This is a genomic window from Pseudomonas bubulae, assembly GCF_037023725.1.
Lineage (GTDB): Bacteria > Pseudomonadota > Gammaproteobacteria > Pseudomonadales > Pseudomonadaceae > Aquipseudomonas > Aquipseudomonas bubulae.
Genome location: NZ_CP146077.1, coordinates 1,039,993 through 1,055,489, shown reverse-complemented (window position 1 = coordinate 1,055,489; position 15,497 = coordinate 1,039,993). Strand labels below are relative to the sequence as shown.

General features: G+C 59.5%; 22 protein-coding genes. 15 read left to right on the top strand and 7 right to left on the bottom strand.

Annotated elements, in window-relative coordinates; translation table 11 throughout:
- Positions 1–59: 59 nt before the first annotated feature.
- Positions 60–476 (bottom strand): TM2 domain-containing protein, encoded by a 417-nt coding sequence (locus V6L81_RS04900; RefSeq protein ID WP_094999857.1) that lies wholly within the window; start codon positions 474–476, stop codon positions 60–62.
- 252 nt (positions 477–728) lie between these two features.
- Here V6L81_RS04900 and V6L81_RS04895 point away from each other — a divergent pair, with 252 nt between their 5' ends.
- From V6L81_RS04895 to V6L81_RS04845, 11 genes are all read left to right on the top strand, one after another.
- The gene (locus tag V6L81_RS04895) at positions 729–1,376 is read left to right on the top strand and encodes a C40 family peptidase (protein ID WP_094999855.1); all 648 of its coding nucleotides are present in this window, start codon (positions 729–731) and stop codon (positions 1,374–1,376) included.
- A 119-nt stretch (positions 1,377–1,495) separates the two neighbouring features.
- Positions 1,496–2,182: a YggS family pyridoxal phosphate-dependent enzyme gene (locus V6L81_RS04890; protein WP_338660514.1), complete on the top strand. Its 687-nt coding sequence runs from the start codon at positions 1,496–1,498 to the stop codon at positions 2,180–2,182.
- A gap of 33 nt (positions 2,183–2,215) precedes the next feature.
- Complete coding sequence (gene proC / locus V6L81_RS04885; protein WP_094999853.1) at positions 2,216–3,034, top strand: pyrroline-5-carboxylate reductase; 819 nt, start codon at positions 2,216–2,218, stop codon at positions 3,032–3,034.
- Positions 3,035–3,045: 11 nt separating this feature from the next.
- A complete protein-coding gene (locus V6L81_RS04880) occupies positions 3,046–3,633 on the top strand; it encodes a YggT family protein (protein WP_094999852.1) in 588 nt (195 codons plus the stop codon).
- Positions 3,633–3,923 (top strand): DUF167 domain-containing protein, encoded by a 291-nt coding sequence (locus V6L81_RS04875; RefSeq protein ID WP_095019607.1) that lies wholly within the window; start codon positions 3,633–3,635, stop codon positions 3,921–3,923. Before V6L81_RS04880 ends, V6L81_RS04875 begins: the two co-directional genes overlap by 1 nt.
- 187 nt (positions 3,924–4,110) lie before the next feature.
- On the top strand, positions 4,111–5,250 hold the full coding sequence (locus V6L81_RS04870; RefSeq protein ID WP_094999850.1) for a homoserine O-acetyltransferase: 1,140 nt from the start codon (positions 4,111–4,113) through the stop codon (positions 5,248–5,250).
- Positions 5,251–5,257: 7 nt separating this feature from the next.
- Positions 5,258–5,878 carry a methionine biosynthesis protein MetW gene (metW, locus tag V6L81_RS04865; RefSeq protein WP_016782543.1) on the top strand — a complete coding sequence of 207 codons (621 nt, stop codon included), beginning with the start codon at positions 5,258–5,260 and terminating at the stop codon, positions 5,876–5,878.
- Between the two features lie 26 nt (positions 5,879–5,904).
- Complete coding sequence (locus V6L81_RS04860; protein WP_094999849.1) at positions 5,905–6,342, top strand: DUF4426 domain-containing protein; 438 nt, start codon at positions 5,905–5,907, stop codon at positions 6,340–6,342.
- Positions 6,339–6,935: an RdgB/HAM1 family non-canonical purine NTP pyrophosphatase gene (gene rdgB, locus V6L81_RS04855; RefSeq protein ID WP_094999848.1), complete on the top strand. Its 597-nt coding sequence runs from the start codon at positions 6,339–6,341 to the stop codon at positions 6,933–6,935. The genes V6L81_RS04860 and rdgB overlap by 4 nt, the downstream gene beginning before the upstream one ends.
- Positions 6,932–8,146 (top strand): radical SAM family heme chaperone HemW, encoded by a 1,215-nt coding sequence (gene hemW, locus V6L81_RS04850; protein WP_095026639.1) that lies wholly within the window; start codon positions 6,932–6,934, stop codon positions 8,144–8,146. The genes rdgB and hemW overlap by 4 nt, the downstream gene beginning before the upstream one ends.
- 9 nt (positions 8,147–8,155) lie before the next feature.
- On the top strand, positions 8,156–8,479 hold the full coding sequence (locus V6L81_RS04845; RefSeq protein ID WP_016782547.1) for a DUF3392 domain-containing protein: 324 nt from the start codon (positions 8,156–8,158) through the stop codon (positions 8,477–8,479).
- 164 nt (positions 8,480–8,643) lie between these two features.
- Here V6L81_RS04845 and trmB read toward each other — a convergent pair whose 3' ends face one another.
- From trmB to V6L81_RS04825, 4 genes are all read right to left on the bottom strand, one after another.
- On the bottom strand, positions 8,644–9,366 hold the full coding sequence (gene trmB / locus V6L81_RS04840; protein ID WP_338660513.1) for a tRNA (guanosine(46)-N7)-methyltransferase TrmB: 723 nt from the start codon (positions 9,364–9,366) through the stop codon (positions 8,644–8,646).
- A 9-nt stretch (positions 9,367–9,375) separates the two neighbouring features.
- On the bottom strand, positions 9,376–10,170 hold the full coding sequence (locus tag V6L81_RS04835) for a thiazole synthase (protein ID WP_019828053.1): 795 nt from the start codon (positions 10,168–10,170) through the stop codon (positions 9,376–9,378).
- A 59-nt stretch (positions 10,171–10,229) separates the two neighbouring features.
- Positions 10,230–10,430: a sulfur carrier protein ThiS gene (gene thiS, locus V6L81_RS04830; RefSeq protein ID WP_016782550.1), complete on the bottom strand. Its 201-nt coding sequence runs from the start codon at positions 10,428–10,430 to the stop codon at positions 10,230–10,232.
- Between the two features lie 80 nt (positions 10,431–10,510).
- Complete coding sequence (locus V6L81_RS04825; RefSeq protein ID WP_094999845.1) at positions 10,511–10,882, bottom strand: DUF423 domain-containing protein; 372 nt, start codon at positions 10,880–10,882, stop codon at positions 10,511–10,513.
- A 45-nt stretch (positions 10,883–10,927) separates the two neighbouring features.
- Between V6L81_RS04825 and mtgA the strand changes: the two genes are divergently transcribed.
- Positions 10,928–11,683, top strand: coding sequence for a monofunctional biosynthetic peptidoglycan transglycosylase (gene mtgA / locus V6L81_RS04820; protein WP_370688633.1), 756 nt, complete (start codon positions 10,928–10,930; stop codon positions 11,681–11,683).
- Between the two features lie 122 nt (positions 11,684–11,805).
- On the opposite strand, the gene V6L81_RS04815 is transcribed toward mtgA, so the two are convergent.
- Positions 11,806–12,306: an ATP-dependent zinc protease gene (locus tag V6L81_RS04815; protein WP_095019604.1), complete on the bottom strand. Its 501-nt coding sequence runs from the start codon at positions 12,304–12,306 to the stop codon at positions 11,806–11,808.
- 222 nt (positions 12,307–12,528) lie between these two features.
- Here V6L81_RS04815 and V6L81_RS04810 point away from each other — a divergent pair, with 222 nt between their 5' ends.
- Positions 12,529–13,416, top strand: coding sequence for an acyltransferase (locus V6L81_RS04810; protein ID WP_338660512.1), 888 nt, complete (start codon positions 12,529–12,531; stop codon positions 13,414–13,416).
- Between the two features lie 3 nt (positions 13,417–13,419).
- Here the strand turns inward: V6L81_RS04810 and V6L81_RS04805 are convergent, their stop codons facing one another.
- A complete protein-coding gene (locus tag V6L81_RS04805) occupies positions 13,420–13,977 on the bottom strand; it encodes a DUF2780 domain-containing protein (RefSeq protein ID WP_094999842.1) in 558 nt (185 codons plus the stop codon).
- A 182-nt stretch (positions 13,978–14,159) separates the two neighbouring features.
- On the opposite strand from V6L81_RS04805, the gene V6L81_RS04800 reads away from it, so the two are divergent.
- Together V6L81_RS04800 and V6L81_RS04795 are read left to right on the top strand one after the other, a co-directional pair.
- The gene (locus V6L81_RS04800) at positions 14,160–14,792 is read left to right on the top strand and encodes a sigma-70 family RNA polymerase sigma factor (RefSeq protein ID WP_232527652.1); all 633 of its coding nucleotides are present in this window, start codon (positions 14,160–14,162) and stop codon (positions 14,790–14,792) included.
- Complete coding sequence (locus tag V6L81_RS04795) at positions 14,789–15,463, top strand: anti-sigma factor domain-containing protein (protein WP_095019602.1); 675 nt, start codon at positions 14,789–14,791, stop codon at positions 15,461–15,463. Before V6L81_RS04800 ends, V6L81_RS04795 begins: the two co-directional genes overlap by 4 nt.
- Positions 15,464–15,497: the final 34 nt, after the last annotated feature.

The window sequence follows — 15,497 nt, the reverse complement described above, 5'->3', positions numbered from 1 at the left end:
GCCTGCTCGCGAAGATCATTCGCGAGCAGGCTCGCTCCCACATAGGCAGGATTTGTGTCTTAACGACGCTCTGCGTTCTTGATCGAAATCTGATCGTTCAGAGTCCAGAAGTCATACAGGACGCCGATCAGGAAAAAACCGCCGGTGAACAGGTAAATGATCCCTGTGATCCATTTGCCCATGTACATCCGATGTACGCCCAAGACGCCCAGAAACGTCAGCAGAATCCAGGCCACGCTGTAGTCAGTATTACCTGCGGTAAACCGCAAGTCGGCTTCACGGTCCATGCTCGGGATCAGGAACAAGTCGATCAACCAGCCAATACCCAACAAGCCCAGGGTGAAAAACCAGATCGTCCCGGTTACCGGCTTGCCGTAATAAAAGCGGTGCGCGCCCAGGAAACCAAAAATCCACAGCAAATAGCCCAGCACTTTGCTGTGAGTATCGCGCTGAACATCGTCTCGATAGCCGCTCATAAATGCCCTCTTTGCTGCTGATAGAAAAATATTGTGAAGTTTTTTGTGACTTTTTTACTGTCGTGCAAAAGGTAAAAGTGTCTTACAGAAATTGGCGCAAAGCCTTGTGTTACCTGACCTGCACCCTCGCCATGCGACAATTTGCCATCATCGTTACGGAAATTGACCCTACAGTCCACCTGACAAATGGCCTGAGAAAGGACAAAAAAGCTGTTATAAAGTTTCGCGTTTATAACCATTGAGCCCTGCCGAATGCGTCCTATATTCAAGACATGGCTAACCATTTGCCTATTATTGCCACTGGCCGCCCACGCCACCAATCGTGAGCAACACCTTCCTTCGGGCTTCACCGGCTACACCGCAAAGTCATCTGCGAGTGCGCCTTATGTTGCCTCTACCAGCAAGACCGTAGCACGTCCTGCCTCCAGTAAAGCCCACCGCAAGGCCCCGGGCAAAATTGCGGCCGCTTCCCTGGCCGCCGCCAACAAGCAGAGCAGCACGGTGCTGAGCCGCGCCGTCAACGTGCTGGGCACCCCTTATCGTTGGGGCGGCAGCAGCCCAAGTAAAGGGTTCGACTGCAGCGGGCTGGTCAAATACGCCTTTAATGACGTGGCCGCCGTTGATTTGCCACGCACCTCCAGCGAAATGGCCAGCGGCCATGGCCAAAAGGTCGAGCGCAAGGACTTGAAGCCTGGCGACTTGCTGTTTTTCAACATCAAGAGCCGCAAGGTCAACCACGTTGCCATCTACCTGGGCAACGACCGCTTTATCCACGCTCCGCGTCGCGGCAAGTCGGTGACTATCGACACGCTGCAAAAGCCTTACTGGCAGAACCACTATGTGGTTGCCAAGCGTGTGCTGCCTAAAGAGAAAGGCGCGCTGCAGGTTGTGCAACGCTAAGCGCAGGCAAATCATGCAGCCGCTTCCAGCGGCTGCATGCCAACCAGGTCAGCGATATCCATCCCCCCTCCCAATTCCAGTAGAATGCCGCTGACTTTCACAACAGCGGGCTTACACGAATGTCCACGATAGCAGGCAACATTGCCCGGGTTGAGGCGCGCATCCGTGCAGCCGCACTGGCTGTGCAACGTGATGTAACGAGCATTCATCTACTCGCTGTCAGCAAGACCAAACCTGCTGGCGCGCTGCGTGAAGCCCATGCCGCGGGCATTCGCGACTTTGGCGAAAACTACCTGCAGGAAGCCCGCGCCAAACAGCTCGAATTAGCCGACCTGCCCTTGTGTTGGCACTTCATCGGCCCCATTCAATCGAACAAGACGCGCGACATCGCCGAGCATTTTGCGTGGGTGCATTCCGTTGACCGGCTCAAAATTGCCCAGCGCCTGTCTGAACAGCGCCCGGCAAACCTGCCGCCGCTCAATATCTGCATTCAGGTCAATGTCAGCGGTGAGGCCAGCAAGTCGGGCTGTACCCCGGCAGACCTTCCTGCGCTGGCGGCCGCCATCAGCGCCCTGCCACGCTTGAAACTGCGCGGCCTGATGGCGATACCCGAGCCCACGGAGGACCGCGCCGAGCAGGACGCAGCCTTTGCGACAGTACGCACATTGCAAGAAAGCCTGGACATGGGCCTTGATACGCTTTCAATGGGCATGAGCCATGACCTGGAGTCTGCGATTGCCCAAGGCGCCACCTGGGTACGCATCGGCACGGCATTATTTGGCGCCCGCGACTACGGCCAGGCCTGAAACGGCCTGTCTCATTTTTTATAAGGATCGGTTATGAGCAAAATGCGTATTGCCTTTATCGGCGCCGGCAACATGGCTTCCAGCTTGATCGGCGGCCTGTTAGCCAAAGGCCTGGATGCAGCACAGATCCGCGCCAGCGATCCGGGTGCCGAGACGCGGGCCAAAGTGGCCGCCGAGCATGGCATCGAACTGTTTGCCGATAACGCGCAAGCCATTCAGGACGCCGATGTGATCGTGATCGCGGTCAAGCCACAGGCCATGAAAGCCGTGTGCCAGGACCTGCGCCCGCACCTCAAGCCCCATCAATTGCTGGTATCCATTGCCGCCGGCATTACCTGCGCCAGCCTGCTTGACTGGCTGGGCAACCAGCCGCTGGTACGCTGCATGCCCAACACCCCGGCCCTGCTGGGCAAGGGCGTAAGTGGCCTGTTTGCCACCGCCGATGTTACCGCCGAGCAACGCCAGCAGGCTGAACAACTGCTAAGTGCCGTGGGCATTGTGGTGTGGGTGGACAGCGAAGCGCAGATCGATGCCGTGACTGCCGTGTCCGGCAGCGGCCCGGCGTACTTCTTCCTGTTGATCGAAGCCATGACCGATGCCGGCGTCAAGCTCGGCCTGCCCCGTGACGTGGCCAAGCAGCTTGCCGAGCAGACTGCACTGGGTGCCGCGCACATGGCCGTGGCCAGCGATGTCGATGCTGCCGAGCTGCGCCGCCGCGTGACCTCGCCTGCCGGTACTACTGAAGCAGCGATCAAGTCATTCCAGGCCGACGGCTTTGCCGCCACGGTCGAAAAAGCATTGAGTGCCGCCGCGCACCGCTCGGCCGAAATGGCCGAACAACTGGGTCAATAAAGGAGCACATGATGTCCGGACTTAATGGCGCTGCCATTTTCGTGATTCAAACCCTGGGTAGCCTCTACCTGCTGATCGTACTGCTGCGGTTTATCCTGCAACTGGTGCGGGCGAACTTCTACAACCCGCTGTGCCAGTTCATCGTCAAGGCCACCCAGCCGCTGCTCAAGCCGCTGCGCCGGGTGATCCCGAGCCTGTTCGGCCTGGACATGTCATCGCTGGTACTGGCGATCATCGTGCAGATGGTGATCTTCGCCGTGGTCCTGACGCTCAGCTACATGTCGTTCAACGTCTTTGGCCTGCTGCTCTGGGCGATCATTGGCGTGACTGCGCTGTTTTTGAAAGTGTTCTTCTTCGCCATGATCATCAGCGTGATCCTGTCGTGGGTGGCACCCGGCAGCACCAGCCCTGGCGCTGAACTGGTCAACCAGATCACCGAACCTGCCCTGGCCCCGTTCCGCCGCTTCCTGCCAAGCATGGGCGGCCTGGATATCTCGCCCATCCTGGCGTTTATGGTGATCCAGCTGATCCAGAGCTTCGTGATCCCGCCATTGGCCATGTACGTCGGCATGCCGGTCATCTTGTTCGGCCTGATCTGATGAGCTACTACCGTTGGGACGGCGAGGACCTGATTCTCGACTGTCACCTGCAACCCAAGGCCAGCAGCGACGAGTTCGCCGGCCTGCACGGTGACCGCCTGAAAATCCGTCTCACCGCCCCACCGGTAGAGGGCAAGGCCAACGCCCACCTGATGGCCTTTCTGGCCAAGGCGTTCGGCATAGCCAAAAGTCAGGTCAGCCTGGTGAGCGGCGAGCTTAACCGGCAGAAACGCGTGCGCTTGCATGCACCCAAAAAACTGCCGGACTTGCCGGGGCTGGCCAGGCCCTGAACCTGTGGGAGCGGGCTTGCTCGCGATACTGGCACCGCGCTCGGTCGACAAACTGCGGTGATGCAATCGCGAGCAAGCCCGCTCCCACAGAGTTTGGCTACAGGTCATAAAATCAGCCCAGACCATTGCTTGCTGCTACGCCCCCCGCTCATTAGACTTACGCCTCATTTAAATGAGAGCAGGGTCGATGCCAGCTGCCTTTCCCCCCGATTCCGTTGGTCTGGTCGTGCCGCAAACAGCGCACTTCAACGAGCCCCTGGCGCTAGCCTGCGGTCGCTCACTGCCTGCCTATGATCTGATCTACGAAACCTACGGCCAGCTCAATGCCTCGGCCAGCAACGCCGTACTCATCTGTCACGCACTGTCAGGGCACCATCACGCGGCGGGCTACCACAGCGCCGATGATCGCAAGCCCGGCTGGTGGGACAGTTGCATCGGTCCCGGCAAGCCAATCGACACCAACAAGTTCTTCGTCGTCAGCCTCAACAACCTGGGCGGCTGCAACGGTTCTACCGGCCCAAGCAGCATGAACCCTGAAACCGGCCGGCCGTTTGGCGCCGAGTTCCCGGTGTTGACCGTTGAAGATTGGGTCCACAGTCAGGCCCGCCTGGCGGACCGGCTGGGCATCAGCCAATGGGCCGCCGTGATCGGCGGCAGCCTGGGTGGCATGCAGGCGCTGCAGTGGAGCATCAGTTACCCTGATCGCCTGCGCCATTGCCTGGCGATTGCCTCGGCGCCCAAATTGTCCGCGCAAAATATCGCGTTCAACGAAGTCGCTCGTCAGGCCATCCTTACCGACCCCGAGTTCCACGGCGGTTCGTTCCAGGAAAAAGGCGTGATTCCCAAGCGCGGCCTGATGCTGGCACGCATGGTCGGGCATATCACCTACCTCTCCGATGACTCGATGGGCGAAAAATTCGGCCGTGGCCTGAAGAACGAAAACCTCAACTACGACTTCCACAGCGTCGAGTTCCAGGTCGAGAGCTACCTGCGTTATCAGGGCGAAGAGTTCTCCGGGCGTTTCGACGCCAACACTTACCTGTTGATGACCAAGGCGCTGGACTACTTCGACCCGGCGGCCAACTTTGACGACGACCTGGCCAAAACTTTTGCCGGGGCCAAGGCACGCTTCTGCGTGATGTCGTTCACCACCGACTGGCGCTTCTCGCCGGCCCGCTCGCGGGAGCTGGTGGATGCATTGATGGCCGCGAAAAAAGACGTCTGCTACCTGGAAATCGACGCTCCGCAAGGCCATGACGCCTTTCTGATCCCGATTCCGCGCTACCTGCAAGCCTTCAGCAATTACATGAACCGCATAGAACTGTGAGAACGCCATGAGAGCCGACCTGGAAATCATCCAAGACTGGATCCCCGCCGGCAGCCGCGTGCTCGACCTTGGTTGTGGTGATGGCGAACTGCTGAGCTGGCTGCGCGACAACAAGCAAGTCACCGGTTACGGCCTGGAAAACGACCCGGACAACATTGCCGAATGTGTGGCCAAGGGCATCAACGTCATCGAGCAGGACCTCGACAAGGGCCTGGGCAACTTCGCCAGCAACAGCTTTGATATCGTGGTCATGACCCAGGCGCTGCAAGCCGTGCACTACCCCGACCGGATCCTCGATGAAATGCTGCGCGTCGGTCGCCAGTGCATCATCACCTTTCCGAACTTCGGCCACTGGCGTTGCCGCTGGTACCTTGCCAGCAAGGGGCGGATGCCGGTCTCCGAATTCCTGCCTTACACCTGGTACAACACGCCGAACATTCACTTCTGCACTTTCGAAGACTTCGAGGCGCTGTGCCGCGAGCGCGAAGCACAAGTGATCAACCGCCTTGCCGTAGATCAACAACACCGACACGGGTGGGCGAGCAAGATATGGCCTAACCTGTTGGGCGAGATTGGCATTTATCGTGTCAGCAGTCCCGGCCTTCAGGATCATCAGGTCGCGGTCTAAACCAGCAAGTTCTAAGGAGAGTGACAATGGGTCGTATTGGATTACTACTGCTTTCGATGTGTTTTGGCATGCAGGCTTTTGCCGGTGACGGCACATCTGCCCAGCGTCAACAGACGTTTGGCGACACAACGGTGTATTACAACGCGTTCCCGTCGACTTTCCTGACGCCGGAAATCGCCAACGAATTTGAAGTCACCCGCAGCAAAACCAATGCGGTGCTCAACATCACCCTGAACAAGGGCGGCAAGAACATTGCCGCCAACGTTCAAGGCACGGTCCGGACGGGCGATGCCAAGCCGATACCCTTGACCTTCCGTCAGGTGGGCAAGAACGGCGAAATCAATTATCTGGCCCAGTTCCCGGTGGCCGGGCCGCAGACCTTCACCTTCAAAGTGGATGTGAAGGCAGGCGGCGCTACCTCTGAAACCATCCAATTTTCTCAAATGGTCGCTCCAATCGAATGATGAACCTCACGCAACTGGTACTGGCTAGCCACAACGCCGGCAAACTCAAAGAACTTCAGGCCATGCTCGGCGAGTCGGTGCAGTTGCGCTCGATTGGAGAATTCAGCAGCGTTGAGCCGGAAGAAACCGGCTTGTCGTTTGTTGAGAACGCAATTCTTAAAGCCCGCAATGCCGCACGCCTCTCGGGCTTGCCGGCACTGGCCGACGACTCGGGGCTGGCCGTGGACTTTCTCGGCGGCGCGCCGGGCATTTATTCGGCACGTTATGCAGACGGCAAAGGCGACGCGGCCAACAACGCCAAGCTGCTCGACGCCCTCAAAGACGTGCCCGAGGCAGAGCGCGGTGCACAGTTTGTCTGCGTGCTGGCACTGGTACGCCACGCCGACGACCCGCTGCCGATCATCTGTGAAGGCCTGTGGCACGGGCGCATCCTGCCTGCAGCCAGCGGCGAACACGGTTTCGGCTATGACCCGCTGTTCTGGGTACCGGAGCGCAACTGCTCCAGCGCCGAACTCAGCCCCACGGAGAAAAACCAGCTGAGCCACCGTGCGCGCGCCATGGTTTTGCTGCGTCAGCGTTTGGGCCTGAAATGACCCACGACACACCTCCACAGCCGCTCTATCTGGGCGCGGCTGGCTTTACCCAGCAGGCGCCGCGCGCGCCGCTGAGCCAATTGCCCCCTCTGTCGCTGTATATCCATATTCCGTGGTGCGTGCGCAAATGCCCGTATTGCGACTTCAACTCCCACACCGCCAGCCCGGTGCTGCCCGAAGAAGAATACGTCGACGCGCTGCTGGCCGACCTCGATCAGGACCTGCACGCTGTTTATGGTCGCGAGCTCAGCTCGATCTTCTTCGGCGGCGGCACACCGAGCCTGTTCAGCGCACACGCTCTGGGGCGCCTGCTAAAAGGCGTTGAAGCGCGCATCCCGTTTGCCAGTGATATCGAAATCACCCTGGAAGCCAACCCGGGCACATTCGAGCAGGAAAAGTTCGTGGCTTACCGCAAGCTGGGCATCAATCGCCTGTCGATCGGTATCCAGAGCTTCCAGCAAGAGAAGCTGCAGGCCCTGGGTCGCATCCACAACGGCGATGAAGCTGTGCGTGCAGCCTCAATGGCGCGACTGGCGGGCTTTGACAACTTCAACCTGGACCTGATGCACGGCTTGCCCGATCAGTCCCTGGAGGACGCCCTGAGCGACCTGCGCCAGGCTATTGCGCTCAAGCCGACGCATCTGTCGTGGTATCAGCTGACCCTGGAGCCCAACACGGTGTTCTGGAACCAGCCCCCCGTGCTGCCGGAAGACGACACCCTGTGGGACATTCAGGAAGCCGGTCAAGCGCTGCTCGCCGAGCACGGCTACACCCAGTACGAAGTGTCGGCCTACGCCCAGCCCGGCCGGCCGGCGCGGCACAATCTCAATTACTGGAGTTTCGGCGACTTTATCGGCATCGGCGCTGGCGCCCACGGCAAACTGAGCCATCCTGATGGCCGTATCGTGCGCACCTGGAAAACTCGTCTGCCAAAGGACTACCTGAATCCAGCGAAATCCTTTCAAGCAGGAGAGAAAGCTCTTACAGCAGAAGAGCTGCCATTTGAGTTTCTAATGAACGCCTTGCGCCTGACCGACGGCGTTGACTCGGCGCTCTATCCTCAGCGCACGGGGTTACCACTGGACAGCTTGAGCACTGGACGCAAAGCAGCCGAACAAAGTGGCTTATTGCAGGTCGAACCGTCACGCCTGGCGGCAACTGCCCGGGGCCAGCTGTTTCTCAATGACCTGTTGCAGCACTTTTTGACCTAAGGAAATCGAATGGACTTGGTACTCGACCTGCTTGCCAACGTATCGCGCTGGAGCCGCAGTCACCTCTCGGAGATCGCTCTGGCCTTGATTGGCTGTGTACTGGTGCTGTTCGGTGCCGACTTCAAGGGCTGGGTCGAACAACGTCTGGGCAGCATTGCGGGCGCCCTGCGCGTGCCGCTGATGGCCCTGCTTTGCCTGATCGGCAGCGGTGCGGCCCTGATCTACGCCACGCCCTGGGTCGAACGCGGGTTGAGCCAGTTCAACAACTACAGCTTGGCACCGGTGCTGTTGGTGGTGCTGGTATTGATCGGGGTGGTGGCGGATCGGCGCTGAAGAACACCCAGGATATCGTGTGGGAGCGGGCTTGCTCGCGATACAGGCTACGCGGTGCATCTGATTCACCGCTGTGATGCCATCGCGAGCAAGCCCGCTCCCACAGATTTCGTACGAACTTCACCGACCCCAAAGCAGGGTGGGGCCGGTGATTGAAAAACCGCTTAAGCCAGTTTTTCGAACTTCAAATCCCACACGCCGTGCCCAAGACGTTCGCCGCGGCGTTCGAACTTGGTCACCGGGCGCTCAGGCGGACGTGGCACGCACTTGCCGTCTTCAGCCAGATTGCGGTAACCCGGGGCGACGTTCATCACTTCCAGCATGTATTCCGCATAGGGTTCCCAGTCGGTAGCCATGTGCAACACGCCGCCAACCTTGAGCTTGGAGCGCACCAGTTCGGCGAAGGACGCTTGCACGATCCGGCGCTTGTGGTGACGGCTCTTGTGCCAAGGGTCCGGGAAGAACAGCAGCAGGCGATCAAGGCTGTTGTCTGCCACGCAACGGGTCAGGACTTCGATTGCATCGCAATCGTATACCCGCAAGTTGGTCAGGCCCTGGGTCAACACGCCGTTAAGCAGCGCGCCCACACCCGGACGGTGAACCTCTACGCCGATAAAGTCCTGCTCAGGCGAAGCCGCTGCCATTTCCAGCAGGGAATGGCCCATGCCAAAACCGATTTCCAGGGTGCGCGGCGCAGAGCGACCAAACACCTGGTCGAAATCGACCGGCGCGTCAGCCAGTGGCAGTACATACAGCGGCGTGCCTTGATCGAGGCCGCGTTGCTGGCCTTCGGTCATGCGCCCGGCGCGCATCACAAAACTCTTGATGCGACGGTGTTGGCGATCGTCGCCTTCTTCCGGGATTGGGGTGTCTAGTAATTCAGTCATCAGTGGCTCTTACTTGATCAGACCATCCAGCGGCGAAGAGGCGCTGGCATAGAGTTTTTTCGGCATGCGCCCGGCCAGGTACGCCAGGCGGCCCGCCACAATGGCGTGTTTCATGGCTTCGGCCATGATGATCGGATGCTGGGCATTGGCGATGGCCGAGTTCATCAGCACCGCTTCGCAGCCCATTTCCATGGCGATGGTCGCGTCGGAGGCAGTGCCCACACCCGCATCGACCAGTACCGGAATTTTTGCTTCTTCAAGGATGATGCGCAGGTTGTAGGGATTGCAGATCCCCAGACCGGTGCCAATCAGGCCAGCCAGCGGCATCACGGCAATACAGCCCATGGCTTCCAGCTCGCGGGCAATGATCGGATCATCGCTGGTGTATACCATTACGTCGAAACCGTCCTTGACCAGAATCTCGGCGGCCTTGAGGGTTTCGATCACGTTGGGGAACAGGGTTTTCTGGTCGGCCAGCACTTCAAGCTTGACCAGCTTGTGGCCATCGAGCAGTTCACGGGCCAGGCGGCAGGTACGTACGGCTTCAACCGCGTCATAGCAGCCTGCAGTGTTGGGCAGGATGGTGTAGCGATCCGGCGGCAACACATCGAGCAGGTTCGGCTCGCCCGGGTTCTGACCGATGTTGGTGCGGCGTACGGCGACGGTGACGATCTCGGCACCCGAGGCTTCAATGGCCAGGCGGGTTTCTTCAAGGTCACGGTACTTGCCGGTGCCCACCAGCAGGCGCGACTGGTAGGTACGGCCGGCCAGGGTAAAAGGCTTGTCGCTGCGAACGTTGCTCATCGGGAATCCTCTTTAATTATGTGCACTTGCGGGTCGAGCATGATGGGCAGGGCAAAAACCTAGCCGCCACCGATGGCATGCACCACTTCGACCTGGTCACCGGCTTTGAGTACCGTCTCGGCATGCTGGCTGCGCGGGACAATGTCCAGGTTCAGCTCGACCGCAACCCTGCGGCCGGTCAGTTCCTGACGGGCCAGCAAGTCGGCGACGGTCTCGCCGTCGGGTAGTTCAAAGGATTCACCGTTCAACTGAATGAGCATGCGCGACGCTGCCTTCATTTTAAGGGGCCAGCATTCTAGCCCGATCAGTCAGGCCGACCCAAGCCATTCATCTTGCAGGCTCAGCTCAGGCGCCAGGCGGCCAGCCCCAAACACAGCCAGCCGGCCAGAAATGCCAGGCCGCCGAAGGGCGTGATGATCCCCAGCTTGCTGATGCCGGTCATGGTCAGCACATACAAGCTGCCGGAAAACAGCACAATGCCGACAGCAAAACAGACACCTGCCCAGGTCACAAGGCGCCCGGGCAGATGAGTGGCCAGCAAGGCCACGCCAAACAGGGCCAGGGTGTGGACCAACTGGTAGGTCACGCCTGTATGAAAAATAGCCAGATACTGTTCAGTCAGGCGGCCTTTAAGGCCATGGGCCGCGAAAGCACCCAAAGCAACACCGGTAAAGCCGAAGAATGCGGCCAGCATCAAAAAAACGCGCAGCATGGGGTTACTCCAGTCAGGATCATGGAATGGCGCAGGGTCTGTATAATGGCCCGCTCAACGGGTTCGGCCAAGTCATCCATGCTGCGTTTTCTTGTTCATCGCTTTCTCAAGGTCCTGCTCTGGTTCGCAGTGGGCAGCGCATTGCTGGTGCTGGTTTTTCGCTGGGTACCGCTTCCCGGCACGGCGCTGATGGTCGAACGCAAGGTCGAGTCATGGCTTGACGGCCAGCCGATTGACCTGCAGCGCAGTTGGCGGCCGTGGGATGAAATATCCGACGAACTGAAAGTTGCGGTCATGGCAGGTGAGGATCAGAAATTCCCCGAGCACTGGGGTTTTGACTTCGGGGCGATCAGGGCTGCGCTGATCCACAACGAACAAGGCGGAACGCTGCGCGGTGCCAGTACGCTGAGCCAGCAAGTGTCGAAGAACCTGTTTTTGTGGTCCGGTCGCAGCTGGCTGCGCAAAGGCCTGGAAGCCTGGTTTACCGCGTTGATCGAGGTGTTGTGGCCCAAGCAGCGGATTCTTGAGGTGTACCTCAATAGTGCGGAGTGGGATGAAGGCGTGTTCGGCGCCGAGGCCGCAGCGCAGCATCACTTTGGCGTGAGTGCCAAAAACCTTACGCGCCAGCAGGCCAGTTATCTGGCGGCCGTGCTGCCCAGCCCGCTGAACTGGAGTGCAAGCCACCCCAGCACCTATGTCAGCCGCCGCGCCGGGTGGATTCGTCAGCAGATGAGCCAGTTGGGGGGCGACAGCTATCTCACCACACTGAACAACTCACGCAAGGCGCCTTGGGCGGGCTAACCTGAAAATCTGCAAGCCCCTCACCCCAGCCCTCTCCCAAAGGGAGAGGGGGCCGATCTCCAGCGAGTTCAAAATCCACGTCAACCCCGATCAAGCGGCTGGGGTGAGGGCCAAGCACTCACTCAGCAATCCGGTTTGTCCGCTGTATAGCGCCGCGCCGGGTTTACCGCCGCACCAAACTCACGCAGTGCCTTGGCGCCAATCAACAGCGGGTAGTTGAAGCTGCTCCGGTCGGTGAGGTTGACCTCCACCGTGCGTTTGACATCACCCAGGCACATTTCCAGATCGACCACCGGGCGCTTGGCGCTTTCGGGGGTTTCCCGGTCTTCATCTTCATCGGCGCGGCTTTTGATCTTGCTGATGCGCGCCACCTTATGTTCATACACTTTGCTGCTGGCACCTTCGGTGGCCAGCTGGAAGCGCACCCACTCTTCACCGTCACGGGTAAAGGTCTGGATATTTTTGGCCGACAGCGACGCGGTCAAGGCACCCGTGTCCATCTTGGCTTTAAGGGTCTCGCCGATTTCCGGCAATTTGATGTACTCGTAACGCCCGTAAAGGGTCGGCTCGGCGGCCATCACCGGCAGCGCCAATACAGACAGCAACGCAAGAACAGACTTCATGCAGGCATTTCCTTTGAAAAAGTAAGAGTTAGACCACTTATCCACAGTAGGTTCACACTGGGTGTGTGGGAGCGAGCCTGCTCGCGATACTGGCGACCTGGTGAGTCTGCTTCACCGCGTTGAGGCTATCGCGAGCAGGCTCGCTCCCACAAGGTCCATGGATTTGGCGTTCAGCACCAGTCTGCTTATCATGGCCAGTCCTTAAACGTTCAAGAGTTGCTTATGCGCCGCCTGCTCACCGGCTGTCTGGTTACCCTGCTGTTGCTGTGCAACACCCTGATCCTGTTCGGGCCGTTGATGCTGTTTGCCCTGCTCAAACTGGCATCGTCGGGGCGCCTGCGCGATTACAATTCGCGGGCGGTGATGTGGATTGCCGAAACCTGGTCCGAAATCGACAAACGCATTTTTGCCCTGTGCCTGCCCACCCAATGGGATATTCGCGGCGCCGAAGGTCTGAGCCGCGATACCTCGTATCTGGTGATCAGCAACCACCAGTCGTGGGTCGATATCCCCGCGTTAATGCAGGGCCTGAACCGGCGCACGCCGTTCTTCAAATTCTTCCTGAAAAAAGAACTGATCTGGGTCCCCTTTCTGGGCCTGGCATGGTGGGCGCTCGACTACCCGTTCATGAAGCGCTATTCCAAGGCCTTTCTGGCCAAACATCCGCAGCTCAAAGGCGAAGACCTGAAGATCACCCGGGCTGCCTGCGAACTGTTCAAGCGCCAGCCGGTGACGATCGTCAATTACCTCGAGGGCACGCGCTTTACCCCGGCCAAACACGCGCAACAACATTCATCCTATACCTGGCTGCTCAAGCCCAAGGCAGGCGGGGTGGCGTTTGTGCTGGCGGCGATGGGCGAACAGCTGGATGCCGTGCTCGACGTGACTGTGGTGTATCCACAGGCAAAGATTCCGGGCTTTTGGCAGTTGATCAGCGGGCAGGTGCCCAAGGTGATTGTCGATATACAGACCCGCGAACTGGATCCGGCATTGTGGCAGGGGGATTACGAAAACGACCCGGTGTTTCGTGAGCAGGTCCAGAGCTGGGTCAACCAGCTCTGGACCCTGAAAGACCAGCGTATCAGCACCTTGCGTGCCGAGCGCGGCTAGCCTTTAAACGCCCCAGGCGCTGCCCAGCTTGCTCAGCAGCGAAGTGCTGACGTTCTGGCCCTTGAAGTAGTCCAGCAGTACCGGAGCAAACTTGGCAACCATACCGTCCTGCATGCCCAGCGCAGTGAATGCGGCGTTCAGCTGGTCAGTGTTGGCCACGTTGCTGACAGCGCTGGTCGCGGTCTCGGAAACACCGCTGGATTTGCCCAGCAGGCCGCCCAACTGGCTCAACTGACCCAGGGCACCGGCGCCAGCCAGCTTGTTCACGCCCGGCACTTGCTGGGTCAGTTCGGAGTAGTCGCTGGAGGTCAGCTGGTTTTTCGCCAGGCTCAACATCGCGCCAATACCGCCCGCTGCCTGCTCAGGCTTGACGCCCAGCTCGTTGACCTTGGTCAGCATCTGCACGGCCTGGGCCGATTTGTCCGTGGTGGCGCCATTACCGTTGCCACCCTGAACCTGCGCGGCCACGTTGGCTACGTCGCTCAGGCTGAAACCTGCGAACACCGGGCTCGCTGCCACGGTCATCAATGTTGCCAGTGCCACGCCGCTCAACTTTTTCATCGCTTCAACCTCTAGAACCAAAAAGCCGCCCGCCAGGGAGCGGTAAAACTATGGGTAAGACCCAAAAACCGGGCAGATGTTCCCAAGTGCCACTATCGGGTCAAACGGTCTGTAATCTTAATTGAAAACGAGTGCATCCGCTGAGCCCTTGCCTGCGTATACAGAGCAGCGAGGTAACTCACATGATTGGAACAACCCTATACCCTGAACTACCCTCAACCGACAACTGGTCTGAAGTCCTGGCTTTTTTTGAGGGGAGAACAGCTATTTTAACCGCCAATACCGATTACCTTGAAAAGCTGTTGGCCCAATGTTCATTGGGTAATCGACGCGCCTTTGAAACCCTCTACCGCAGCGTGGCCCCGCGCTTGTACAGCGTGGCCTTGCGCTGCATGGGCCGACGCGACCTGGCAGAGGATGTGGTGCAGGAAAGTTTTGTGCGTATCTGGCACAGCGCCTCACGTTACGAAGCCCATTTGTCGGCACCGCTGACCTGGATGATCACCATCACCCGCAACCAGGCCATCGACCAGTTGCGCAAACACCGTGAATTGCCCTTGAGTGACCAGCAGCAAGACAACGTGGCCGATGACAGTCCCAGCGCCCTCGACCAACTGGGCAGCGCCCGTGAAGCCTGCGCCCTCAACCAGTGCCTGGAACAACTCGAAGGCATGCAACTCCAGAGCATCACCAGCGCCTACTTCCATGGGCTGAGCGCCAGCGAGCTGGCACAGCAACTGGCTGCACCCCTCGGTTCGGTCAAATCCTGGATTCGCCGGGGTATGCAGCGACTGCGCAGGTGCCTCGAATCATGAACTATCAAACACCCGAGTTACGCCGTGCGCTGACCGCCGATTACGCCATCGGGCTGATGCCGCCCACGGCCCGCAGGCGTTTTGAGCACCTGCTGCAGGGCGACGCGCTCCTGCGCGCCGAACTGGCCCGCTGGCTGGAACACCTCAACCTGCTGACCGAGCCACTGATCGAGCAACCCGTACCGGATCGCGTGTGGCGGGCCATCGTGGCCCGTATCGAGCCGCAAACCCTGCATGTGCCGGCAAAGCGTCCGTTCTGGAACTGGCTGCGTTTGAGTGCACTTGCCTGCTCATTGCTGATCGTCGTGACTGCCGGCCTGCTCTACAATCGCGACAGCGTGCAATACAAAGCCACCCTGCTCAGCGGCACTGCGCAGCCCGGCCTGAGCATCGAGGCCCACAGCGATTATCTGAAAGTAAAACCGCTGGAGCTGTCGGCGGTGGATGGGGGCAGCAGCCTGGAACTGTGGGCGATACCGGTTGAAGGCAAACCGGTGTCCCTTGGACTGATCCCCCGCGATGGCGATGGCCGCATAACCCTTAGCCAAAGTCAGCAGCAACTCATCAGGGTGCCGGTGGTGCTCGCCGTGAGCCTGGAACCGCAAGGCGGCTCGCCAACCGGTCAGCCGACGGGCCCCGTGCTGTATCAGGGGCCGCTGGCCAGCCTGTAAAAACAATCCACGCAGTTGTGGGAGCGGGCTTGCT